This is a genomic window from Streptomyces sp. NPDC001663 (genome assembly GCF_042893105.1).
Lineage (GTDB): Bacteria > Actinomycetota > Actinomycetes > Streptomycetales > Streptomycetaceae > Streptomyces.
Map to the genome: position 1 here is coordinate 301,706 of NZ_JBIAUR010000008.1, position 18,151 is coordinate 319,856.

The window sequence follows — 18,151 nt, forward strand, 5'->3', positions numbered from 1 at the left end:
CGACGACTCAGACTTCCGCAATTCGTAAGGAGCAACCGAAACCATGGCGGTTTCCGTAACCCTTCCGGCGCTCGGCGAGAGCGTCACCGAGGGCACTGTCACCCGCTGGCTGAAGGCCGAGGGCGAGCGCGTCGAGGCCGACGAGCCGCTGCTCGAGGTGTCGACCGACAAGGTCGACACCGAGATCCCCTCCCCTGCCGCCGGTGTCCTCGCGTCCATCAAGGTCGCCGAGGACGAGACCGTTGAGGTCGGCGCCGAGCTGGCCGTCATCGACGACGGCACGGGCGCGCCCGCTGCCGCCCCGGCCCCCGCCGCTGCCGAGGCTCCGGCCCCGGCCGCCGAGCCCGCCCCGGCGCCGGTCGCCGAGGCCCCGGCCGCCCCGGCCCCCGCGCCCGCCGCCGCCCCCGCCGCCCCGGCCGGTGGCGCGTCCGGCACGGACGTGGTCCTCCCCGCGCTCGGCGAGAGCGTCACCGAGGGCACCGTCACCCGCTGGCTGAAGGAGGTCGGCGAGGAGGTCGCGGAGGACGAGCCGCTGCTCGAGGTCTCCACGGACAAGGTCGACACCGAGATCCCCGCGCCGGTCGCCGGCGTGCTCCTGGAGATCGTGGTCGGCGAGGACGAGACCGCCGAGGTCGGCGCCAAGCTCGCCGTCATCGGCGCCCCGGGTGCCGCTCCGGCGGCCGCCCCGGCCCCCGCCGCTCCGGCTCCGGCTGCCGAGGCGCCCGCCCCGGCTCCGGCTCCCGCCCCGGCCGCTCCGGCTCCGGCGCCCGCTGCTCCTGCCGCGCCGGCCCCGGCTCCGGTCCAGGCCGCCGCCCCGGCTCCGGCTGCCCCGGCCCCCGCGCCGGCCGCTCCGGCCCCGGTCACCCCGGCTCCGGCCGCTCCGGCTCCCGCCGCGCAGGCCACCGACGAGGGCGCCTACGTCACCCCGCTGGTGCGCAAGCTCGCCGCCGAGAACGGCGTCGACCTGGCCGGCGTCAAGGGCACCGGCGTCGGCGGCCGTATCCGCAAGCAGGACGTCATCGCCGCCGCCGAGGCCGCGAAGGCCGCCGCCGCTGCTCCGGCCCCCGCTGCCGCCGCCGCTCCGGCCGCCAAGAAGGCCCCGAGCCTGGAGGCCTCGCCGCTGCGTGGCCAGACCGTCAAGATGCCGCGCATCCGCAAGGTCATCGGCGACAACATGGTCAAGGCGCTGCACGAGCAGGCCCAGCTGTCCTCGGTCGTCGAGGTCGACGTCACGCGTCTGATGAAGCTGCGCGCCCGGGCCAAGGACGCGTTCGCGGCCCGCGAGGGCGTCAAGCTCTCCCCGATGCCGTTCTTCGTCAAGGCCGCGGCCCAGGCGCTGAAGGCGCACGCGCCCATCAACGCCAAGATCAACGAGGCCGAGGGCACGATCACCTACTTCGACACCGAGAACATCGGTATCGCGGTGGACTCCGAGAAGGGCCTGATGACCCCGGTCATCAAGCACGCCGGTGACCTCAACATCGCCGGTATCGCCAAGGCCACGGCCGACCTGGCCGGCAAGGTCCGCGCGAACAAGATCACGCCCGACGAGCTGTCCGGCGCGACCTTCACCATCTCCAACACCGGTTCGCGCGGTGCGCTCTTCGACACGATCATCGTGCCGCCGGGCCAGGTCGCGATCCTCGGCATCGGTGCCACGGTCAAGCGTCCGGCCGTCATCGAGACCGAGGAGGGCACGGTCATCGGCGTCCGCGACATGACCTACCTGACCCTCTCCTACGACCACCGTCTGGTGGACGGCGCCGACGCGGCCCGTTACCTGACCGCGGTCAAGGCGATCCTGGAGGCGGGCGAGTTCGAGGTCGAGCTCGGCCTGTAAGGCTCGTAAGGCGCGCCCCCGTCCGGACTCTCCGGACGGGGGCGTCGCCGTTCTACCGGGGCGTCAGCGTGTGATCGCTCCAGTCCCACAGGGTCTCGACCCACACGTTGGGGACGTCCAGGTGCGGCGCGTACGTCAGGTGCCGCGTCCGGTAGGCGTGCAGGACGTCGTAGGTGGCGTCGAGGCAGTCCCGGGAGGTGAGTTCACCGGTCTTGCGGTCGAAGCCGACGAGGAAGCCGCGGCTCTCGACGGTCCGGATCATCGCCCAGGCGCTGTTCACGTCACTGGTCGAGGAGGAGACGCAGCGGTAACGGCTGTACGGATGGCTGGACTTGCCGGGGTAGTGGGCGTCCCGGGACATCTCGCTGAGCATGCGGGCGTACGTCCCCTTCGCGTGCCAGGCGCCGATGTAGCCGCCGGGCGGGGTGTAGAGCTTGTTGGTGGGGTTCTCCACGGCGCCGTAGACCCACTGGTCGGTGCCCGTGACCCGGAAGCCCCAGCCGACGTGCCCGAACTTCTGGGCCCCGTCGGGCTTGACGAAGACGCAGGCCCCGCCGGGTCCGGCGGGCTGCTTCGCGGACGCGAGCGAACCCGCCATGCCCTGGACCTCCGTGCCGCTGCTCCCGGACGGCTCGCCGGCCGCCGCCCTGGTGGGCGCGTCCGATGCCGCCGTGGGCATCTCCCGGCACCCCGTCACGCCGATGACCGCGGCCGCGGCCGCCGCCGCCGCGACGGTCCATCCGAGCCTGCTACGCCGTTCCCCTGTGTTCATGCCGTCCCCCTGATGGTGCGGGGGCGCCCCGCTCGGATGCCCCTTGCCGACCGCGACGGCATCGGCGGCCCGGGGGTTCTGCCGGTGACACGGTGGTGACGACTCCGGGTCCGGCCCGGTACGGGTCTTTACAGCAGCGACGCTCTGTACGGCGTGTAAGTCTCGTCTCACCTGCACGAAAGCGCCCCCGTGCGCCCCACCCCAAGGCGTCCGCGGCCTTATTGTCTAAACGTCAAACGCCCCAGGGGCCGATGGGCGGCCCCTCCCTAAGGAGCCCTCATGACCGCGCCCGTCGTCCACTCGCTGCGCGAGCAGATCCGCGAGCACATCGTGGAGGGGATCGTCAGCGGGCGCTGGAAGCCGGGCGAGCGGATCGTGGAGCGCCGTATCGCGACCGAGCTGGAGGTCAGCCAGACGCCGGTGCGGGAGGCGCTGCGCGAGCTGGAGTCGCTGCGGCTGATCGAGTCGGCGCCGAACAAGGGCGTACGGGTACGCAACCTGACGGCGGCCGACCTGGAGGAGAGCTACCCGGTCCGGGCCGGCCTGGAGGCGATCGCCGCGGAGCTGGCCGCGGAGCGGCTGGCGGAGGACTGCTCGGCGCTGGAGCCGCACGTGGTCGCACTGTACGAGGCCGACCGCAACGCCGACGGCACGGGTCAGGTGCGGCACACGGTGGCCTTCCACCGCGAGCTGGTCCGCGCGGCCGGCAACTCGGTGCTGCTGCACACCTGGGAGGGCCTGGGCATCGAGGTCTTCACGGCACTGTCGATCCGCTGGCTGGGCACGGTTCAACAGTCGTACGCGGAGGAGCACGAGGAGCTGGTCCAGGCGTTCCGGCGCCGGGACCCCCGTATCGCGGAACTGGTGAAGGCCCACGTGCTGGGCTGCGCACCGCGAGCTTGAGCACGACCCCGCTCACCTGCGGAAATCCCTCGAGAACACGGCACCGGGTGCCTGCCCGAAAGACACCCCGTGCCTACTTTCTCGTAATCGAGAAGTTTTGCCCCTCAACCCTTTGATCGATCATCGATCAGCGAGTTATTGTCGCCGACGGGCCTCCACCCGGGCCCCGCGCCCTGTCCTGCCAAAGACCAAGGGCACCCCCGAACCCCTTACCGATGAGGGAACCCCCTTCGACTGAGGAAGGCGGCGACATGACCGACCCCAACGCCATCCAGCCGAGCGAGCTCGACCAGCTCCCGGACCGGGACCCCGAGGAGACCGCCGAATGGCAGGCCTCCCTGGACGCGGTCGCCAAGGCGGCGGGCCCGCACCGTGCCGCGTACCTGATGCGCCGCACGCTGGAGAGGGCGGAGGGCAACGGCATCGCGCTGCCGAAGCTCCTCGAGACCGACTACGTCAACACCATCCCCACCGCCGCCGAGCCGGGCATGCCAGGTGACGAGGAGATGGAGCGCCGTATCACTGCGTGGAACCGCTGGAACGCGGCCGCGATGGTGACCCGTGGCTCCAAATACGGCGTCGGCGGCCACATCGCCACCTTCGCCTCCGCGGCCTGGCTCTACGAGACCGGCTTCAACCACTTCTTCAAGGGCAAGGAGGCCGACGGCTCGGGCGACCAGCTCTACATCCAGGGCCACGCCTCCCCCGGCATCTACGCCCGCGCCTTCCTCGACGGCCGCCTGAACGAGCACCACCTCGACAACTTCCGCCGGGAGTCCGGCGGCAACGGCCTCCCGTCGTACCCGCACCCGCGCCGGCTGCCCTGGCTGTGGGAGTTCCCGACGGTGTCGATGGGCCTCGGCCCGCTCTCCGCGATCTACCAGGCGCGCTTCAACCGCTACCTGACGGCCCGCGGCATCAAGGACGTCTCGCAGTCGCACGTCTGGGCCTTCCTCGGCGACGGCGAGATGGACGAGCCGGAGTCGACGGCCGCACTCGCTCTCGCGAGCCGCGAGGGTCTCGACAACCTCACCTTCGTCATCAACTGCAACCTGCAGCGCCTCGACGGCCCGGTGCGCGCGAACTTCAAGATCGTGCAGGAGCTGGAGGCCCAGTTCCGCGGCGCCGGCTGGAACGTCGTGAAGTCGCTGTGGGGCTCCGCCTGGGACGAGCTGTTCCAGCTCGACACCACGGGCGCGCTGGTACGCCGCCTGCGCGAGGTACCGGACGCCCAGGTGCAGACGTACCAGACGCGCGACGCCGCCTACATCCGCCAGGACTTCTTCGGCAAGGACCCGGCGCTCGTCGAGATGGCGAAGCTGCTGAGCGACGACAAGATCCTCGAGTGCTTCCACCTCTCCCGCGGTGGTCACGAGGCCCGCAAGGTCTACGCGGCCTACAAGGCGGCGATCGACCACAAGGGCGCCCCGACCGTCATCCTGGCCCAGACCGTCAAGGGCTTCACGCTCGGCGAGGGCTTCGCGTCGAAGAACGCCAACCACCAGATGAAGAAGCTGACGGTGGACGAGTTCAAGAAGATGCGTGATCTTCTCGAACTCCCCATCAAGGACAGCGACTTCGTCGACGGTCAGGTCCCCTACGGCCACCCCGGCGCCGACTCCCCCGAGGTCCGCTACCTCCAGGAGCGCCGCGCGGCCCTCGGCGGCCCGGCCCCCGCTCGTCGTACGCATGCACTCGCGCCCCTGCCCTCCCCTGCGGAGAAGGCCTTCGCCTCCTTCGACAAGGGCTCCGGCACCCAGAACGTGGCGACGACGATGGCCTTCGTGCGCCTCATCAAGGACCTGGTCCGCGACAAGGAGACCGGCAGGCGCTGGGTGCCGATCGTCCCCGACGAGGCGCGCACCTTCGGTATGGAGTCGCTCTTCCCGTCCCTGGGGATCTACTCCCCCAAGGGCCAGACGTACGAGCCGGTCGACCGCGACCAGCTGATGTACTACAAGGAGGCCAAGAACGGCCAGATCCTCAACGAGGGGATCACCGAGGCCGGTTCGATGGCCGACTTCATCGCCGCTTCGACGTCGTACGCGACGCACGGCGAGGCGATGATCCCGTTCTACATCTTCTACTCGATGTTCGGCTGGCAGCGCACGGCCGACCAGATGTGGCAGCTCGGCGACCAGCTGGGCCGCGGCTTCCTGGTGGGCGCGACCGCAGGCCGGACGACCCTGACCGGCGAGGGCCTGCAGCACGCGGACGGTCACTCGCCGGTGATCGCGGCGACGAACCCGGCGGCGCTGACGTACGACCCGGCGTTCGCGTACGAGGTGGCGGCGATCGTGCGTGACGGCCTGCGCCGTATGTACGGCGAGGCGGCCCCGGGCGAGGACCCGAACGTCTTCTACTACCTCACCGTCTACAACGAGCCGCTCCCGCAGCCCGCCAAGCCCTCCGGCCTGGGCATCGACGAGGGCATCGTCAAGGGCCTGTACCGCTTCAACACGGCGGAGTCGGCGGGGGTCTCGCCCGCGGCCAACGCCCCGCGCATCCAGCTGCTGGGCTCCGGCACGGCGATCCACTGGGTGCTGGAGGCGCAGAAGCTGCTCGCGGAGGAGTGGGGTGTCGCGGCCGACGTCTGGTCGGCGACGTCCTGGACGGAGCTGCGCCGGGACGCCCTGGAGGCGGACGCGGCCCTGCTCCGCGGCGAGGAGCGCGTCCCGTACGTCCGCCAGGCGCTGCACGGCGCCGAGGGCCCGGTGCTCGCGGTCTCCGACTACATGCGCCAGGTCCCGGACCAGATCGCGCAGTGGGTCGAGCAGGACTACTCCTCGCTGGGCGCCGACGGCTTCGGCCTGTCGGACACCCGCGAGGGTGCCCGCCGCCACTTCGGCGTCGACGCGCAGTCGATCGTCGTGGCGGCCCTGGCCCAGCTGGCCAGGCGCGGCGAGGTCAAGGCGACGTCCGTGAAGGAAGCGCGCGAGAAGTACGGCCTGTAGGGCCTGAGCTCGGACGGAGGGGTACGGCGGTCGCCGTGCCCCTCCGTTGTCAGTGGCCCCCGGCATCATGGCCGTATGCGCGCTGCCCGCCTGATCAAGATGGTGCTGCTTCTGCAGTCCCGGCCCTCCATGACCGCCGCCGAGCTGGCGCGGGAGCTGGAGGTGTCGGAGCGGACGGTCACGCGGGATGCGCAGGCGTTGTCGGAGGCGGGGGTTCCGGTGTACGCGGACCGGGGGCGGGCCGGCGGGTACCGGCTGATCGGCGGGTACCGGACGCGGCTGACCGGGCTGGCCCGGAGCGAGGCGGAGGCGCTGTTCCTGTCCGGAGTGCCGGGGGCGCTGCGCGAGATGGGGCTGGAGGACGCCGCCTCCGCCGCCCGTCTGAAGGTCTCGGCGGCTCTTCTGCCGTCCCTGCGGGACGCCTCCCGTACGGCAGCGCAGCGCTTCCACCTGGACGCGCCGAACTGGTTCACCGAGCCGAAGGCGCCCGGCCTGCTGCCCGCCGTCGCGGACGCGGTGTGGGACGACCGGCGGGTCACCGCGCGCTATCGCAAGGGGGACGGCGAGGTCGAGCGGGAGCTGGAGCCGTACGGGCTCGTGCTGAAGGCCGGGGTCTGGTACCTGTGCGCGCGGGTGGCCGGACCGGGCGGCGGGGCGTACCGCGTCTACCGCATCGACCGGTTCACCGCGGTGGACGTATCGGCGGACCGCTTCCCGCGGGACGAGGAGTTCGACCTCCCCGGCTTCTGGGAGGAGCAGGCCGAGCAGTTCGCGCGGTCGATCCTGCGGGCCGAGGTCGTCGTACGGCTGTCGGTGGACGGGGTCCGAAGACTTCCGTACGTCGTCGATCCGGCGTCCGCGCGGGAGGCGTTGGCGGCCGCGGGCTCCCCGGACGGGGACGGGTGGCTGACGGTGACGCTGCCCGTGGAGTCCGAGAAGGTCGCCCACTCGCAGCTCACCGGGCTCGGCCCGGAGGCGGAGGTGCTGGCGCCCGAGAGCCTGCGCAGACGCTTCGCGGACGACGCGGCACGGCTGGCCCGGCTGTACGACGGGCTGAACGGGACATAACAATCCGCCGCACTCCACGTGCGCCCCACCCGCCCAGGGCCGATGCTGTACCCGTGATGGAAGAGTCGGAGTTCTGGGAGCTGGTGGACGCCGCCCGCGAGGCCGCCGAGGGCGACCCCGAGGAGCAGGCGGACCTGCTCGTGGAGCGGCTTCTGGAGCTCGACCCGGAGACGGTCCTGGACTTCGCCCGTCACTTCGAGTCCCGCTACAACCGTGCGTACAGCTGGGACCTTTGGGGCGCGGCCTGGGTGCTGCTCGACGGGGCGAGCGACGATGCGTTCGACTTCTTCCGGTGCTGGCTGATCGGGCAGGGCCGCGAGGTGTACGAGGGCGGTGTGCACCATCCCGATTCGCTGGCCGAGCTCCTGGACGACTTCGACGAGGAGATCGACGGCGACGGGGAGGAACTGGGCTACGCGGCGGACGAGGCCTACGAACAGCTCACCGGGACCGTCGCGCCCGACCTGGGCATCCCGCCGGCGGCCTCCGAGCCGGAGGGCGCGCCCGTCGACTTCGAGAACGAGCGGGTGCTGTCCGAGCGGTATCCGAAGCTGTGGGAACGCTTCCGGGACTGACGACCACACCTTCATACGCGCAGCAAAGGGGGACCATGGCCCGCATCCCGTACCCGGAGCGTCCGGCCGACGGCGTGGCGAAGCTTCCGGTGCCGCTCAACGCCTTCCGCATGCTCTCCCACGCCCCGCCGCTGACGGACTCGGCGATCGACCTGGGCCTGGCCGTGCTGCGTGAGTCGACCCTTCCGGTGCGGTTGCGCGAGCTGGTGGTGATGGCGGTCGCGAGCGGTACGCGCTGCGAGTACGAGTCCGTCCAGCACCGCCCGATCGCGCTGAACTCCGGGGCGACGCCCGCGCAGTTGGCGGCGATCGCCGAACGGCGCTCCGACGGGCCGGAGTTCGACGGGACGGAGTCGGCGGCCGTGACCGCGGCCTTCGAGCTGGTGGCCGGGCACACCCTGTCCGAGGGCACGCTGTCGGCCCTCCGCGCCCGCTTCACCGACCGGCAGGTGGTCGAGATCGTCACGACGGTCGGCTACTACGTCATGCTCGCGGGCCTGATGAACGGCCTCGCGGTCGACGTAGACCCGTCCGGGGAGCGTTTCCTGGGCCTGTCCGGCGCGGACGGCGACACCTGAGCGAACCAGGGTCAGGCGACGGTGCGGCGGCGGGTCGTGTCCGACGGGATGTAGGCCTGCGTCTGGTCGGCCTTCACCGCGTGGTGCATCGGGGCCGCGTTGGCCTGGTCCAGCGCGGACGCGGTGACGGCGGCCGGGCCCAGGATCACGGCGGCGGCCGCGCAGAGCGCCGCCCAGGGGCCGCGGGCACTCCGCTGCCGGCCTTCGGTCTTGTGCGTGGTGTTGTTGAGACTGTTCACTTCTTCCCCACCTCCAGTCAGTGCGTGTGCATGACGATAGGGACCGCGCCTCGGGAAGATCCGTGAGGCGGCTGAGAGAAACCTGTGAGGCCATGACCAGCCCGTACGTAAGGGAGATCACCCGCGAGGAACATCTGGCCCATCTGCGGCAGCACCCCGACGCGAGTCATCTGCAGATACCGGAGTGGGCGGATGTGAAGCCCGACTGGCTGGCCGAGAGCGTCGGCTGGTTCGAGGGGAAGTTGATGGTCGCCGCGGCACTCGTGCTGTACCGGCCGCTGCCCGGCACCCGCCGCTTCCTCGCCTACCTCCCCGACGGCCCCGCGATCGACTGGTGGAGCCCGCGCCTGGAGCAGTGGCTCGATCCGCTCGTCGCCCACGTGGAGGAACGCGGGGCGTTCTCGCTGCGCATCGGCCCGCCCGTCGTCGTACGGCACTGGGAGGCGGCCACCGTCACGGCGGGCATCGCCGACCCCGACGTACGGCATCTGCACGATCTTCCGGCGGCCGGCATCGACGGGTACGCGCTGGACGCGGCCGAGCGGCTGGCGCGGCTCGGGTGGCGGCGGTGCGAGAAGGACGACGGCAGCGGCTTCGGGCTGGGGCAGCCGCGCTACGGCTGTCGGATCCCGATCGCGGGACGGTCGGTGAGCGAGCTGCGCGAGGCCCTCGCCCCGCACTGGGAGCAGGCGTTGCGCACGGCGGAGCAGGCGGGCGTCCGTGTCTCCTGGGGCTCGGCCGCCGACCTGCCCGACTTCTACCGCCTGTACGCCGCGACCGCCGCCCACGACGGCTTCAAGGCCCGCCCGCCGGAGTACTTCGGGCGCATGTGGAAGGCCCTGAACGCCGAGGACGACGACCGGCTGCGGATCTATCTCGCCGAGTACGACGGCGAGGTGCTCTCCGCCGCGCTCATGATCAACGTCGGCTCCTGCGCCTGGCACTCCTACGCCGCGTCCGGCCGCCGGGGCCGTGAACTGCGGCCCAGCAGCGCGCTGTTGTGGCGGATGCTGTGTGACGCCCGGGGCGCGGGCGCCGACACGTACGACCTGCGCTCCATCACCCCCGCCCTCACCGAGGACCGGCTGCTCGGCCGGCTGCGCTTCAAGACGGGGGCGGGCGGCCGGGCCGTGGAGTACCTCGGCGAGTGGGAGCGGCCGGTGGGCAGCCAGGGCAGGGTGCTGCAGCGGGCGGTGCGGGTCTATCTCGGGCGCAGGTGAACCCCGCTACGGGATCCGGCCCTGCAGTCGCGCCGCCTGCTGTCTGATCTCGGGGAGGCTGGCGATGAGTGCCAGGCCGGGGCAGCTGGTCATGTAGGCGTCCTTGTGGCCGGCGAGGGCGGGCAGGGTGGCGGCGGTGCCGGCTGCGTAGCGGCTGAGGCTGTTGCTGGAGACCAGGTGCGCCTTGCTGCGCGGGTCGATGCCGGCGAGGCCCAGTTTCCAGGCGGCGAGGGCGGCGATCGCGTCCGTCATCGCCTTGGGCACGGCGACGCCCGCCGTGAAGGTGCCGATGGCGGCGATGCCGGCCGTGCGGTGGTTGAAGCCCTGGGTGTGGGCGCCGGTGACGGGGCGGTCGACGCCGCCCGAGCGGCCCTCGTAGACGGTGCCGCAGCGGTCGACGAGGAAGTTATAGCCGATGTCGTCCCACTGCCGGGCGCCGGTCTGGCCCGCGTAGAGGTAGCGGATGATGCGGGGCACGTCCGCGCAGTCGTAGCCGTTGGGCGAGTCGGTGTGGTGGACGAAGACCGCGACGACCTTGTCGTCGTAGCGCGGCGGCGGCTGGACGTGCCGGGCGAGGGAATCCAGCCAGACCGACCGGGGCACGATGTGCGGCCTGGCCGCGGCGTGCACGACGGCGGGGCGGGCGGCCACCGGCGGCCGGTGCTTCGCGCCGGTGTGTCCGATGCCGTCGGCGCACAGCACCAGCCCGAGGACGGCGGCCAGGCCGGGCAGCCAGGACAGCAGCAGGCGCGCGGGGCGGGGTATGCACGCGCGTGCTTGCCGTGGTCCTCGCGATCTGCGGACACGCATGACTTCACTCTCGGCCCGATCCGCTCCGTCCGCGATGTGTGCTGTGCCACCCGGTGGAACCATCGTCCTGGTCCGAGACGTTTTTCCTGATGCACGCACGCGTGGCGGGTTCCGGCCTCCACGCGCGCGTGGCTGATCACTGGGCCCGTCCTGCGCGTACTAGGGGGTGTCGCCAGATTCCCCTCGTCCGCCCGAAGGGCGGGCTCCGCGGCGGCCGGTGCGTGCAGCTGCAAGGCGGAGGAGGGAGTCGACGCGGAGCGTCGGCGACTGACGACAACGCCGCAGATGCGCGTGCCGGGCGTCGCGGAGCAGAGGGGAATCTGGCGACACCCCCTAGGGGTGATCTGAGAGAAAGGCGGCTCCGTGGACCTGCTCGACATCCTGCTGTTGCTGGTGGTTGTGGCCTACGCGGCGTCCGGCTACCGGCGCGGACTGGTGGCCGGCTGCGTCTCGCTCGCCGGGTTCGTGGGCGGCGCGGTGATCGGCGTGTGGGTGCTGCCGTGGGTGATGGACCTGGTGACGGCGGGGACGACCCGCGCGACCGTGGCCGCGGTGCTGACGGTGCTGGTCCCGGCGGTGGTGGGGCACGAGCTGGCGGGGCGGCTGGCGCTCCGGCTGCGCCGCGAGCTGGACCAGGGGCCGCTCAGGGTGGCCGACGGGGTCGGCGGGGCCGCGGCGAACTCGGTGGCGGTGCTGATCGTGGCGTGGGTCGCCGCGAGTGTCCTGGGCGCGTCCTCGTCGCCGGTGGTCACGACCGCGATCCGGGACTCGGCGCTGCTCGGCGCCGTACAGGACGCCATGCCGAACACGACGCCCACCTGGTTCTCGCGGGCCACGTCGGCGCTCACCCAGGCAGGCTTCCCGCAGGTCTTCAACCCGTTCGAGAACGAGTCGACGGCCGAGGTCGCCAAGCCCACCGGCGACAGCGTCACCGCGAGCGCCACGAACGCGGCCAAGCTGAGCACGGTGAAGATCGAGGGCGTCTCCGGCGACCAGGGCCGTGAGGGCAGCGGGTTCGTGTACGCGCGCGAGCACGTGATGACCAACGCGCACGTGGTGGCGGGCATCGACGACCCGAGCGTACGGATCGGCGGGGTCGGGCGGTCGTACGAGGCACGGGTGGTGCTCTTCGACCCGCAGAAGGACGTGGCCGTGCTGTACGTGCCCGGGCTGCGCGCGCCGGTCCTGAAGTTCGACGACAGCGCCTCGCGCGGCGACTCCGCGGTCGTCGCGGGCTATCCGCAGGACGGCGACCTGAACCTCCAGGCGGCCACCGTCGCCAACCGCGTCCGCGCCACGGGCCAGAACATCTACAGCGACGGCATGGTGACCCGCGAGATCTACTCGATCCGCTCGACCGTCCGGCCCGGCAACTCCGGCGGCCCCTTGCTGACGACCGGGGGCCGGGTCTACGGCGTGGTGTTCGCCCGCTCCACCTCCGACAACGAGACGGGCTACGTGCTGACGGCGGCCGAGGTCTCCTCCGACGCCGGGCGCGCGGCGAGCGCGACGGCGGCGGTGGACACGGGCGACCTGGTCACGTCGTAGCAGCCCTCTGGGTCAGAGACGGCATCCCATGAAAATGTCGTCCACGTACTCGCCGTCAAGGAGGAACTCCTCGGGCAGCACGCCCTCGACCACGAACCCCTCGGCCTCGTAGAGCCCCCGGGCCGGGGTGTTGTGCCCGAGCACGCGCAGGGTCAGCCGGCGCGCCCCCTGCCGGCGGGCCTCCTCCCGCACGGCCCGCAGCAGCGCCCGGCCGACGCCTGCCCCGCGCGCCTTCTCGGCGACGACCAGCCCCTGGATCTGGCGGACATGGGAGTTGGACGCGAGCGGGGTCGGGTACCCCAGCCGGATGTAGCCGACGAGTTCCCCGTCGAGCTCGGCGACGAGGTGGTCCCGCGGCCCGAACCGCTCGTCGAAGAAGGGTTCGTACGGCGGCTGGGGCCTCGGTCCGACGGAGTGCAGCGTGGACCAGGTGATCCGGTCGAGGAGACCCAGTGCGTCCTCGTCGTCGAGGGTGGCATGACGTATGTGCGGTACGGGCATGGCGGCCACCTTACGTGCGCCCGCCGCGCAGAATGGGGGTCATGGAACGTTCCCGAATCGCGGTGGCCGGTGCGTCCGGGCTCATCGGCGGCGCCCTGGCGCGGTCCCTGACCGCCGACGGGCACGAGGTGGTGCGGCTGGTGCGCCGGGCGCCCCGGACGAAGGACGAGATCCGCTGGGATCCCGAGGGCGGGCGCGTGGACGCGGCCGGGCTCGCCGGATGCGACGCCGTGGTCAACCTCGCGGGCGCGGGGGTGGGCAACCGCCGCTGGACGGAGGACTACAAGGCGCGGATCCGCAGCAGCCGGGTACTGGGCACCACGGCGCTGGCGGAGGCGATCGCCTCGCTGGACGAGAAGCCGCGGGTGTTCGTGAACGGCAGCGCGATCGGCTACTACGGCGAGACGGGCGACCGTGAGGTCGACGAGAGCGCACCGCACGGGAAGGGCTTCCTGCCGGAGCTGTGCGTGGAGTGGGAGGCCGCCACCGCACCCGCGCAGGAGGCGGGCGTACGGACCGTGTTCGCCCGCACAGGGCTCGTCGTGGACCGGCACGGCGGCGCCTGGGGCCGGCTGTTCCCGCTGTTCAAGGCGGGGTTGGGCGGCCGGATGGGCGACGGCCGCCAGTACTGGTCGTACGTCTCCCTGCACGACGAGGTCGCCGCGATCCGGCATCTCGTCGACACCGACGGCCTGTCCGGCCCCTTCAACCTCACCGCCCCGAACCCGCTGACGAACCGTGAGATCACCGCGGCGATGGGGCGCGTGCTGCACCGGCCGACGCTGTTCACGGTGCCCGCGCCCGTGCTGCGCGCCGTGCTCGGCGAGATGTCCGGGGACGTGCTGGGCAGCGCGCGGGTGCTGCCGAAACGGCTGCTGGAGTCGGGCTTCACGTTCGCGTTCCCGGACATCGAGGCGGCGATTCGAGCCGCACGGTGAAGCCCGTCCGAACGACGCACTGTGACCGTATGCGACCACCGTGCGACCGTGCCCTGTTCGTGCGCGACTGTTCTTGACCGATCACGGCCCTAACCTCGACCCGAACTCGGGTATTCCCAGGGCCTGTTGGGGGCATGACGTCTCCACCGGCCGCGCAACCTCGAGGAGGGGCACGTGCTTGAGCCCGCGTACCAGGCGGACGTCGTCATCGTGGGAGCCGGGGTCGCCGGGCTCTCGGCGGCGCATCGGCTGACCAGCGCAGGAGTGACGACCGCGGTCCTGGAGGCCGCCCCTTGTGTCGGTGGCCGCATGTCGACCGAGAAGGTCGACGGGTTCCGCCTCGACCGCATCGGACAGCTGCTGTCCACCGCGTACCCCGAACTACGCCTCACACCCGGCCTCGACGCCCTCGTCCTGCGCCCGTTCGCGCCGGGCGTCCTGCTGCACAGCGACGGCCGCCACCACCGCGCGGGCGCTCAGGCAGGCGCAGGGGGCGCAAGGGGCGCACTCCATGCAGTACGCGCCCTGGCGAGCGCCCCCGCCAAGAGCGCCCCGCGCACCGGCGCCCCGCTGGGCACGGCCGTCGATCAGGCCCGGCTGGGCGCGGCGCTCACGCGGCTCGCGGGAATGCCCGTCGAACGGCTGCTGTCCCGGCCCGAGTTGCCCGCCGGCCAGGCCCTGGCCGCCCGCGGTGTCCCCGCCCGCACGATCGACGGCTTCCTGCGCCCGCTGCTCGCCGCCCTGCTGTGCGACCCGGACCTGACGACGTCCAGCCGCTGCGCCGACCTCGCGCTGCGCGCCTTCGTCTGCGGACGCCTGTGCCTGCCGGAGGGCGGTGCCGAGATGCTGCCGGACCTGCTCGCCCGGGCACTGCCGCCGGGCACCGTGCACACGGGAGTCCGCGTCACCTCGGTCTCCACCAGCACGGTGACCACCGCCGAGCACGGCGAGATCCGCTGCCGGGCGGTACTGCTGGCCACGGACGCCCGCGCCGCCGCCGAACTGCTGCCGGGCCTGCGGGTACCGGACTTCCACCCGCTGACGCTGGTCCACCACACGACGGACGACCCACCCACGACAGACGCGTCCCTCCTCCTGGACGCCGACCGCGGCGGCCCGGTGGCCCACACGGCGGTCGTGAGCGCGGTGGACCCGACCCGGGCCCCCGCAGGCCGCGCGCTCATCACCTCCACGGTCCTGGGCCGCCCCCCGGTCGACCTGGACACCGCCGTACGCATGCACCTCTCACGCCTCTACGGCACCCCGACCCACCGCTGGGAAACCCTTGCCGTCCACCACAGCCCCGAGGCCGTCCCCGCAATGCGCCCACCACACGACCTGCGCCGCCCGGTAAGGCTGTTGGCAGGCCTCTACGTCTGCGGCGACCACCGAGACACAAGCACGGTCCAGGGCGCCCTGCACTCCGGCCGCCGCGCTTCAACGGCGATCCTGACGGACCTGGGGGCATCCGGATCGATGCACAGGGCCGACCCGCTCCCCACAACGGAGGCTGCCTGAAGCGGGCCTGTTTTTCAGGGGCGCGGGGAAATGCGCGACCAGCCACAACAAGCCCGCACAAGCCCTACAACGTCCCGGAGTTACGGCGAACAGTCACCCCAGTGCCGCGACCTTGTCGCGATACCCCCGCACAGGCGCCGCATCCTTGTACGGCTCCAACCTCCGCTCGAATTCCCGCACATACTCAACCGCCCGCACAGACCGCATCTCCGCAGCAGCCCCCGCCGCCTCGGCCCCCAACGCACAGGCCTGATCAAGCTCCCCGAGCCCCAGCCGCGCAGAGGCAAGCACCACCCGACAGAACAACCGACTACGGGCAAAGGAGGGCGCCCGCAGCTGAAGCGACCGCTCGGCATGCTGAGCGGCGGCCCGGAACTGCTGCAAGTCACGGTGCGCATGCCCGAACTCATCGGCAAGCTGCGCCTCGTCGAAGAACCGCGCCCAGTAAGGAACTTCGTCCCCGGCCCGCGCTGCCTCCAGCGCCCGCTCCGCACGCACCAGCGAGGCCGTACAGTTCCGCACCTCCCCCAGCACCCCGTGCCCACGTGCCTCGGCCGAGTGCAGCAACGCCTGCACGACGGGCGGTGCGTTGGTCCCGACCCCCTGCTGGGCGACCCGTGCAAGCTGCACCGCCTCGCGCCCGTGCCCGAGATAGACGGCCTGCCGGCTCATGGTGACGAGGACGTACGAGCCGTACGCCCGGTCCCCCGACGCCTGCGCGAGCCGCAGCGCCTGCACGAAGTACCGCTGGGCGAGCCCGTGCGCGGCGATGTCGTACGACGTCCAGCCGGCGAGCCGCGTCAGATCGGCCGCGGCCGCGAACAGCCGCCGCCCCGTCTGCTCGCCGTACGTGCCGCGCAGCATCGGCTCGCACTCGTGCTCCAGGTAGCGCACCAGGGCCTGGCGGGCGTGGCCGCCGCCGTACATGTTGTCGAGGGTGCGGAACAGCTCGCCGACCGAGCGCAGCGCGGCGATGTCGCCGCCGGTGACCTTCTGGCCGGGGCCGCGCTCGGCCCGGCCGCGCTGCTGGGGGACGACCGGGCGGCCCTGGGCCGGGACACGGAAGGGCTGTTCGCCGCGGGCGACCTTGTCGTCGGCGCGGCCGATCAGCCAGTCGCGGCTGGGTACGACGAGTCCGGCCGGCGTGAACGCGATCTTGCGCAGCTCGGCGTGCGAGCCGGAGTCCTTGCGCCAGAGCCCGCCGACGATGTCGACGGCCTCCTCGGGGGTCGCGGCGAACTCGAGCCCGGCGTACACCGGCGCACAGGCGTCGAGCCCGAGGTCCTGGGCGGTGAGGCGGCGACCGAGGCGGCGGGTGAAGACCTCGGCGATCAGGGCGGGAGTGGTGCCGCGGGGCTGCTGCCCGCGCAGCCAACGGGTGACGGACGTCTTGTCGTATCTGAGATCAAGCCCGTGTTCGAGACCGAGCTGATCGACTCGACGGGCGAGACCCGCGTTGGAGAACCCGGCTTCTGCGATGAGCGCGGCGAGCTGTCGGTTGGGCGTGCGCTGCGCGGGTCGTTCCGTCATCTGCGGTGCGGTCTCCTGCCTTTCGGGCCTCCAGGGCCGCTGCCGGCCCTGCCGTGCCCGGATTGCCTGTGAGCAGCCCTTATGGCCTCTGTGAACGGCGCGAATGTAGCGGAGAGTGAGCAGGCGCTCGCACACTTCGACGTTCGTTCATCCGATCGTGTGAGGATTGCCCGCGGGGCTGACGCAGAACAGTCGGTCGTACAGTGGCGTAGGCACGTTTCGTGCCTTACGACCTTCTAGGGAGGCGCTTGCCGTGAGTGAGTTGCGGTTCGTCCGCATGGGATTCGATGCCGAGGCGGTCGAGTACCAGGTGGCGTGGGACGAGCAGCGCCGGGTGCACGCGGCGCGATTCGCCGACGAGATCCCCGACACCGTACTGCTCCTTGAACACCCTCCGGTGTATACGGCCGGACGGCGCACCGCGGACAACGAGCGGCCCCTGGACGGCACTCCCGTCATCGACGTGGACCGCGGCGGCAAGATCACCTGGCACGGCCCGGGCCAGCTGGTGGGCTACCCCATCCAGAAGCTCCCGCGCCCGGTGGACGTGGTGGCCCATGTCCGGCGCCTGGAGGACGCCCTGATCCGCACGTGCGCGGAGTTCGGGGTGGAGACCAGCCGGGTCGAGGGCCGCAGCGGCGTCTGGATCCTCGGCGACCCGGTCGAGCAGCGCCCGGCGATCGGCGGCCTCTCCCTCGACTTCGACCCCCGTCTGCACGACGAGGAATTCGACCCGCGCATGAACGGCCCGGAGTACGCCCCGTCCAACGCCGGCCAGCGCCGCGAGGACCGCAAGATCGCGGCGATCGGCATCCGCGTGGCCAAGGGCGTCACGATGCACGGTTTCGCACTCAACGTGAACCCGGACAACAAGTGGTTCGACCGCATCATCCCGTGCGGGATCCGGGACGCGGGCGTGGCCTCCCTGGCCGACGAACTCGGCCGGGACGTGACGATCGCCGAGGTGCTGCCGGTCGTGGAGCGGCATCTGAAGGACGTACTGGAGAACGCGGAGCTGAAGCCGCGGGAGATCGAGAAGGCGACCGCCTGACCCCGGGAATCAGCCCTGGAGCCATGCGGTTGGCCTGACAGCAGAGCTGAGTAAACACGGGCGTACGCTGGTGTACGCCGAAGAATCGAAGCTACAGGGAGCCGAT

16 protein-coding genes are annotated in these 18,151 nt (G+C 72.0%); 11 read left to right on the forward strand and 5 right to left on the reverse strand.

Annotated features, from left to right (window positions below):
- Positions 1–43: 43 nt before the first annotated feature.
- Positions 44–1,840, forward strand: a complete 1,797-nt coding sequence (sucB, locus tag ACFY1L_RS26550; RefSeq protein WP_388829182.1) for a 2-oxoglutarate dehydrogenase, E2 component, dihydrolipoamide succinyltransferase — start codon at positions 44–46, stop codon at positions 1,838–1,840.
- A gap of 52 nt (positions 1,841–1,892) precedes the next feature.
- On the opposite strand, the gene ACFY1L_RS26555 is transcribed toward sucB, so the two are convergent.
- A complete protein-coding gene (locus ACFY1L_RS26555; protein ID WP_388829185.1) occupies positions 1,893–2,612 on the reverse strand; it encodes a hypothetical protein in 720 nt (239 codons plus the stop codon).
- A gap of 279 nt (positions 2,613–2,891) precedes the next feature.
- Between ACFY1L_RS26555 and ACFY1L_RS26560 the strand changes: the two genes are divergently transcribed.
- The 5 genes from ACFY1L_RS26560 to ACFY1L_RS26580 all read left to right on the forward strand — a co-directional run bounded on the left by ACFY1L_RS26560 (position 2,892) and on the right by ACFY1L_RS26580 (position 8,690).
- Positions 2,892–3,515, forward strand: a complete 624-nt coding sequence (locus tag ACFY1L_RS26560) for a GntR family transcriptional regulator (protein WP_361256638.1) — start codon at positions 2,892–2,894, stop codon at positions 3,513–3,515.
- Positions 3,516–3,766: 251 nt separating this feature from the next.
- Positions 3,767–6,469, forward strand: coding sequence for a pyruvate dehydrogenase (acetyl-transferring), homodimeric type (aceE, locus tag ACFY1L_RS26565; RefSeq protein ID WP_388829188.1), 2,703 nt, complete (start codon positions 3,767–3,769; stop codon positions 6,467–6,469).
- Between the two features lie 75 nt (positions 6,470–6,544).
- Positions 6,545–7,537, forward strand: coding sequence for a helix-turn-helix transcriptional regulator (locus tag ACFY1L_RS26570; RefSeq protein ID WP_388829191.1), 993 nt, complete (start codon positions 6,545–6,547; stop codon positions 7,535–7,537).
- Between the two features lie 56 nt (positions 7,538–7,593).
- The gene (locus tag ACFY1L_RS26575) at positions 7,594–8,112 is read left to right on the forward strand and encodes a DUF4240 domain-containing protein (RefSeq protein WP_388829875.1); all 519 of its coding nucleotides are present in this window, start codon (positions 7,594–7,596) and stop codon (positions 8,110–8,112) included.
- Positions 8,113–8,147: 35 nt separating this feature from the next.
- Entirely contained in the window at positions 8,148–8,690 is a 543-nt protein-coding gene (locus ACFY1L_RS26580) for a carboxymuconolactone decarboxylase family protein (protein WP_388829194.1), read from the forward strand.
- 11 nt (positions 8,691–8,701) lie between these two features.
- Here ACFY1L_RS26580 and ACFY1L_RS26585 read toward each other — a convergent pair whose 3' ends face one another.
- Entirely contained in the window at positions 8,702–8,929 is a 228-nt protein-coding gene (locus ACFY1L_RS26585) for a hypothetical protein (protein ID WP_388829196.1), read from the reverse strand.
- A gap of 92 nt (positions 8,930–9,021) precedes the next feature.
- Here ACFY1L_RS26585 and ACFY1L_RS26590 point away from each other — a divergent pair, with 92 nt between their 5' ends.
- Positions 9,022–10,149 carry a lipid II:glycine glycyltransferase FemX gene (locus ACFY1L_RS26590; RefSeq protein WP_388829199.1) on the forward strand — a complete coding sequence of 376 codons (1,128 nt, stop codon included), beginning with the start codon at positions 9,022–9,024 and terminating at the stop codon, positions 10,147–10,149.
- A gap of 6 nt (positions 10,150–10,155) precedes the next feature.
- Here the strand turns inward: ACFY1L_RS26590 and ACFY1L_RS26595 are convergent, their stop codons facing one another.
- Complete coding sequence (locus ACFY1L_RS26595; RefSeq protein WP_388829202.1) at positions 10,156–10,959, reverse strand: peptidoglycan recognition protein; 804 nt, start codon at positions 10,957–10,959, stop codon at positions 10,156–10,158.
- A 363-nt stretch (positions 10,960–11,322) separates the two neighbouring features.
- On the opposite strand from ACFY1L_RS26595, the gene ACFY1L_RS26600 reads away from it, so the two are divergent.
- The gene (locus ACFY1L_RS26600) at positions 11,323–12,507 is read left to right on the forward strand and encodes a MarP family serine protease (protein WP_388829205.1); all 1,185 of its coding nucleotides are present in this window, start codon (positions 11,323–11,325) and stop codon (positions 12,505–12,507) included.
- A gap of 12 nt (positions 12,508–12,519) precedes the next feature.
- On the opposite strand, the gene ACFY1L_RS26605 is transcribed toward ACFY1L_RS26600, so the two are convergent.
- Positions 12,520–13,008, reverse strand: coding sequence for a GNAT family N-acetyltransferase (locus ACFY1L_RS26605; protein WP_388829208.1), 489 nt, complete (start codon positions 13,006–13,008; stop codon positions 12,520–12,522).
- Between the two features lie 41 nt (positions 13,009–13,049).
- On the opposite strand from ACFY1L_RS26605, the gene ACFY1L_RS26610 reads away from it, so the two are divergent.
- On the forward strand, positions 13,050–13,946 hold the full coding sequence (locus tag ACFY1L_RS26610) for a TIGR01777 family oxidoreductase (RefSeq protein ID WP_388829211.1): 897 nt from the start codon (positions 13,050–13,052) through the stop codon (positions 13,944–13,946).
- 174 nt (positions 13,947–14,120) lie between these two features.
- Positions 14,121–15,464 (forward strand): NAD(P)/FAD-dependent oxidoreductase, encoded by a 1,344-nt coding sequence (locus tag ACFY1L_RS26615; protein ID WP_388829214.1) that lies wholly within the window; start codon positions 14,121–14,123, stop codon positions 15,462–15,464.
- A gap of 93 nt (positions 15,465–15,557) precedes the next feature.
- Here the strand turns inward: ACFY1L_RS26615 and ACFY1L_RS26620 are convergent, their stop codons facing one another.
- Complete coding sequence (locus tag ACFY1L_RS26620) at positions 15,558–16,994, reverse strand: regulator (RefSeq protein ID WP_388829217.1); 1,437 nt, start codon at positions 16,992–16,994, stop codon at positions 15,558–15,560.
- Between the two features lie 253 nt (positions 16,995–17,247).
- Between ACFY1L_RS26620 and lipB the strand changes: the two genes are divergently transcribed.
- Positions 17,248–18,045, forward strand: a complete 798-nt coding sequence (gene lipB, locus ACFY1L_RS26625; RefSeq protein WP_388829220.1) for a lipoyl(octanoyl) transferase LipB — start codon at positions 17,248–17,250, stop codon at positions 18,043–18,045.
- Positions 18,046–18,151 lie beyond the last annotated feature (106 nt).

Excerpts from the sequence above, each read along its gene's own strand:
- sucB (WP_388829182.1), top strand. The coding sequence starts at position 44 with ATGGCGGTTTCCGTAACCCTTCCGGCGCTCGGCGAGAGCGTCACCGAG.
- ACFY1L_RS26555 (WP_388829185.1), bottom strand. The coding sequence starts at position 2,612 with ATGAACACAGGGGAACGGCGTAGCAGGCTCGGATGGACCGTCGCGGCG.
- ACFY1L_RS26560 (WP_361256638.1), top strand. The coding sequence starts at position 2,892 with ATGACCGCGCCCGTCGTCCACTCGCTGCGCGAGCAGATCCGCGAGCAC.
- aceE (WP_388829188.1), top strand. The coding sequence starts at position 3,767 with ATGACCGACCCCAACGCCATCCAGCCGAGCGAGCTCGACCAGCTCCCG.
- ACFY1L_RS26570 (WP_388829191.1), top strand. The coding sequence starts at position 6,545 with ATGCGCGCTGCCCGCCTGATCAAGATGGTGCTGCTTCTGCAGTCCCGG.
- ACFY1L_RS26575 (WP_388829875.1), top strand. The coding sequence starts at position 7,594 with ATGGAAGAGTCGGAGTTCTGGGAGCTGGTGGACGCCGCCCGCGAGGCC.
- ACFY1L_RS26580 (WP_388829194.1), top strand. The coding sequence starts at position 8,148 with ATGGCCCGCATCCCGTACCCGGAGCGTCCGGCCGACGGCGTGGCGAAG.
- ACFY1L_RS26590 (WP_388829199.1), top strand. The coding sequence starts at position 9,022 with ATGACCAGCCCGTACGTAAGGGAGATCACCCGCGAGGAACATCTGGCC.
- ACFY1L_RS26595 (WP_388829202.1), bottom strand. The coding sequence starts at position 10,959 with ATGCGTGTCCGCAGATCGCGAGGACCACGGCAAGCACGCGCGTGCATA.
- ACFY1L_RS26605 (WP_388829208.1), bottom strand. The coding sequence starts at position 13,008 with ATGCCCGTACCGCACATACGTCATGCCACCCTCGACGACGAGGACGCA.
- ACFY1L_RS26610 (WP_388829211.1), top strand. The coding sequence starts at position 13,050 with ATGGAACGTTCCCGAATCGCGGTGGCCGGTGCGTCCGGGCTCATCGGC.
- ACFY1L_RS26620 (WP_388829217.1), bottom strand. The coding sequence starts at position 16,994 with ATGACGGAACGACCCGCGCAGCGCACGCCCAACCGACAGCTCGCCGCG.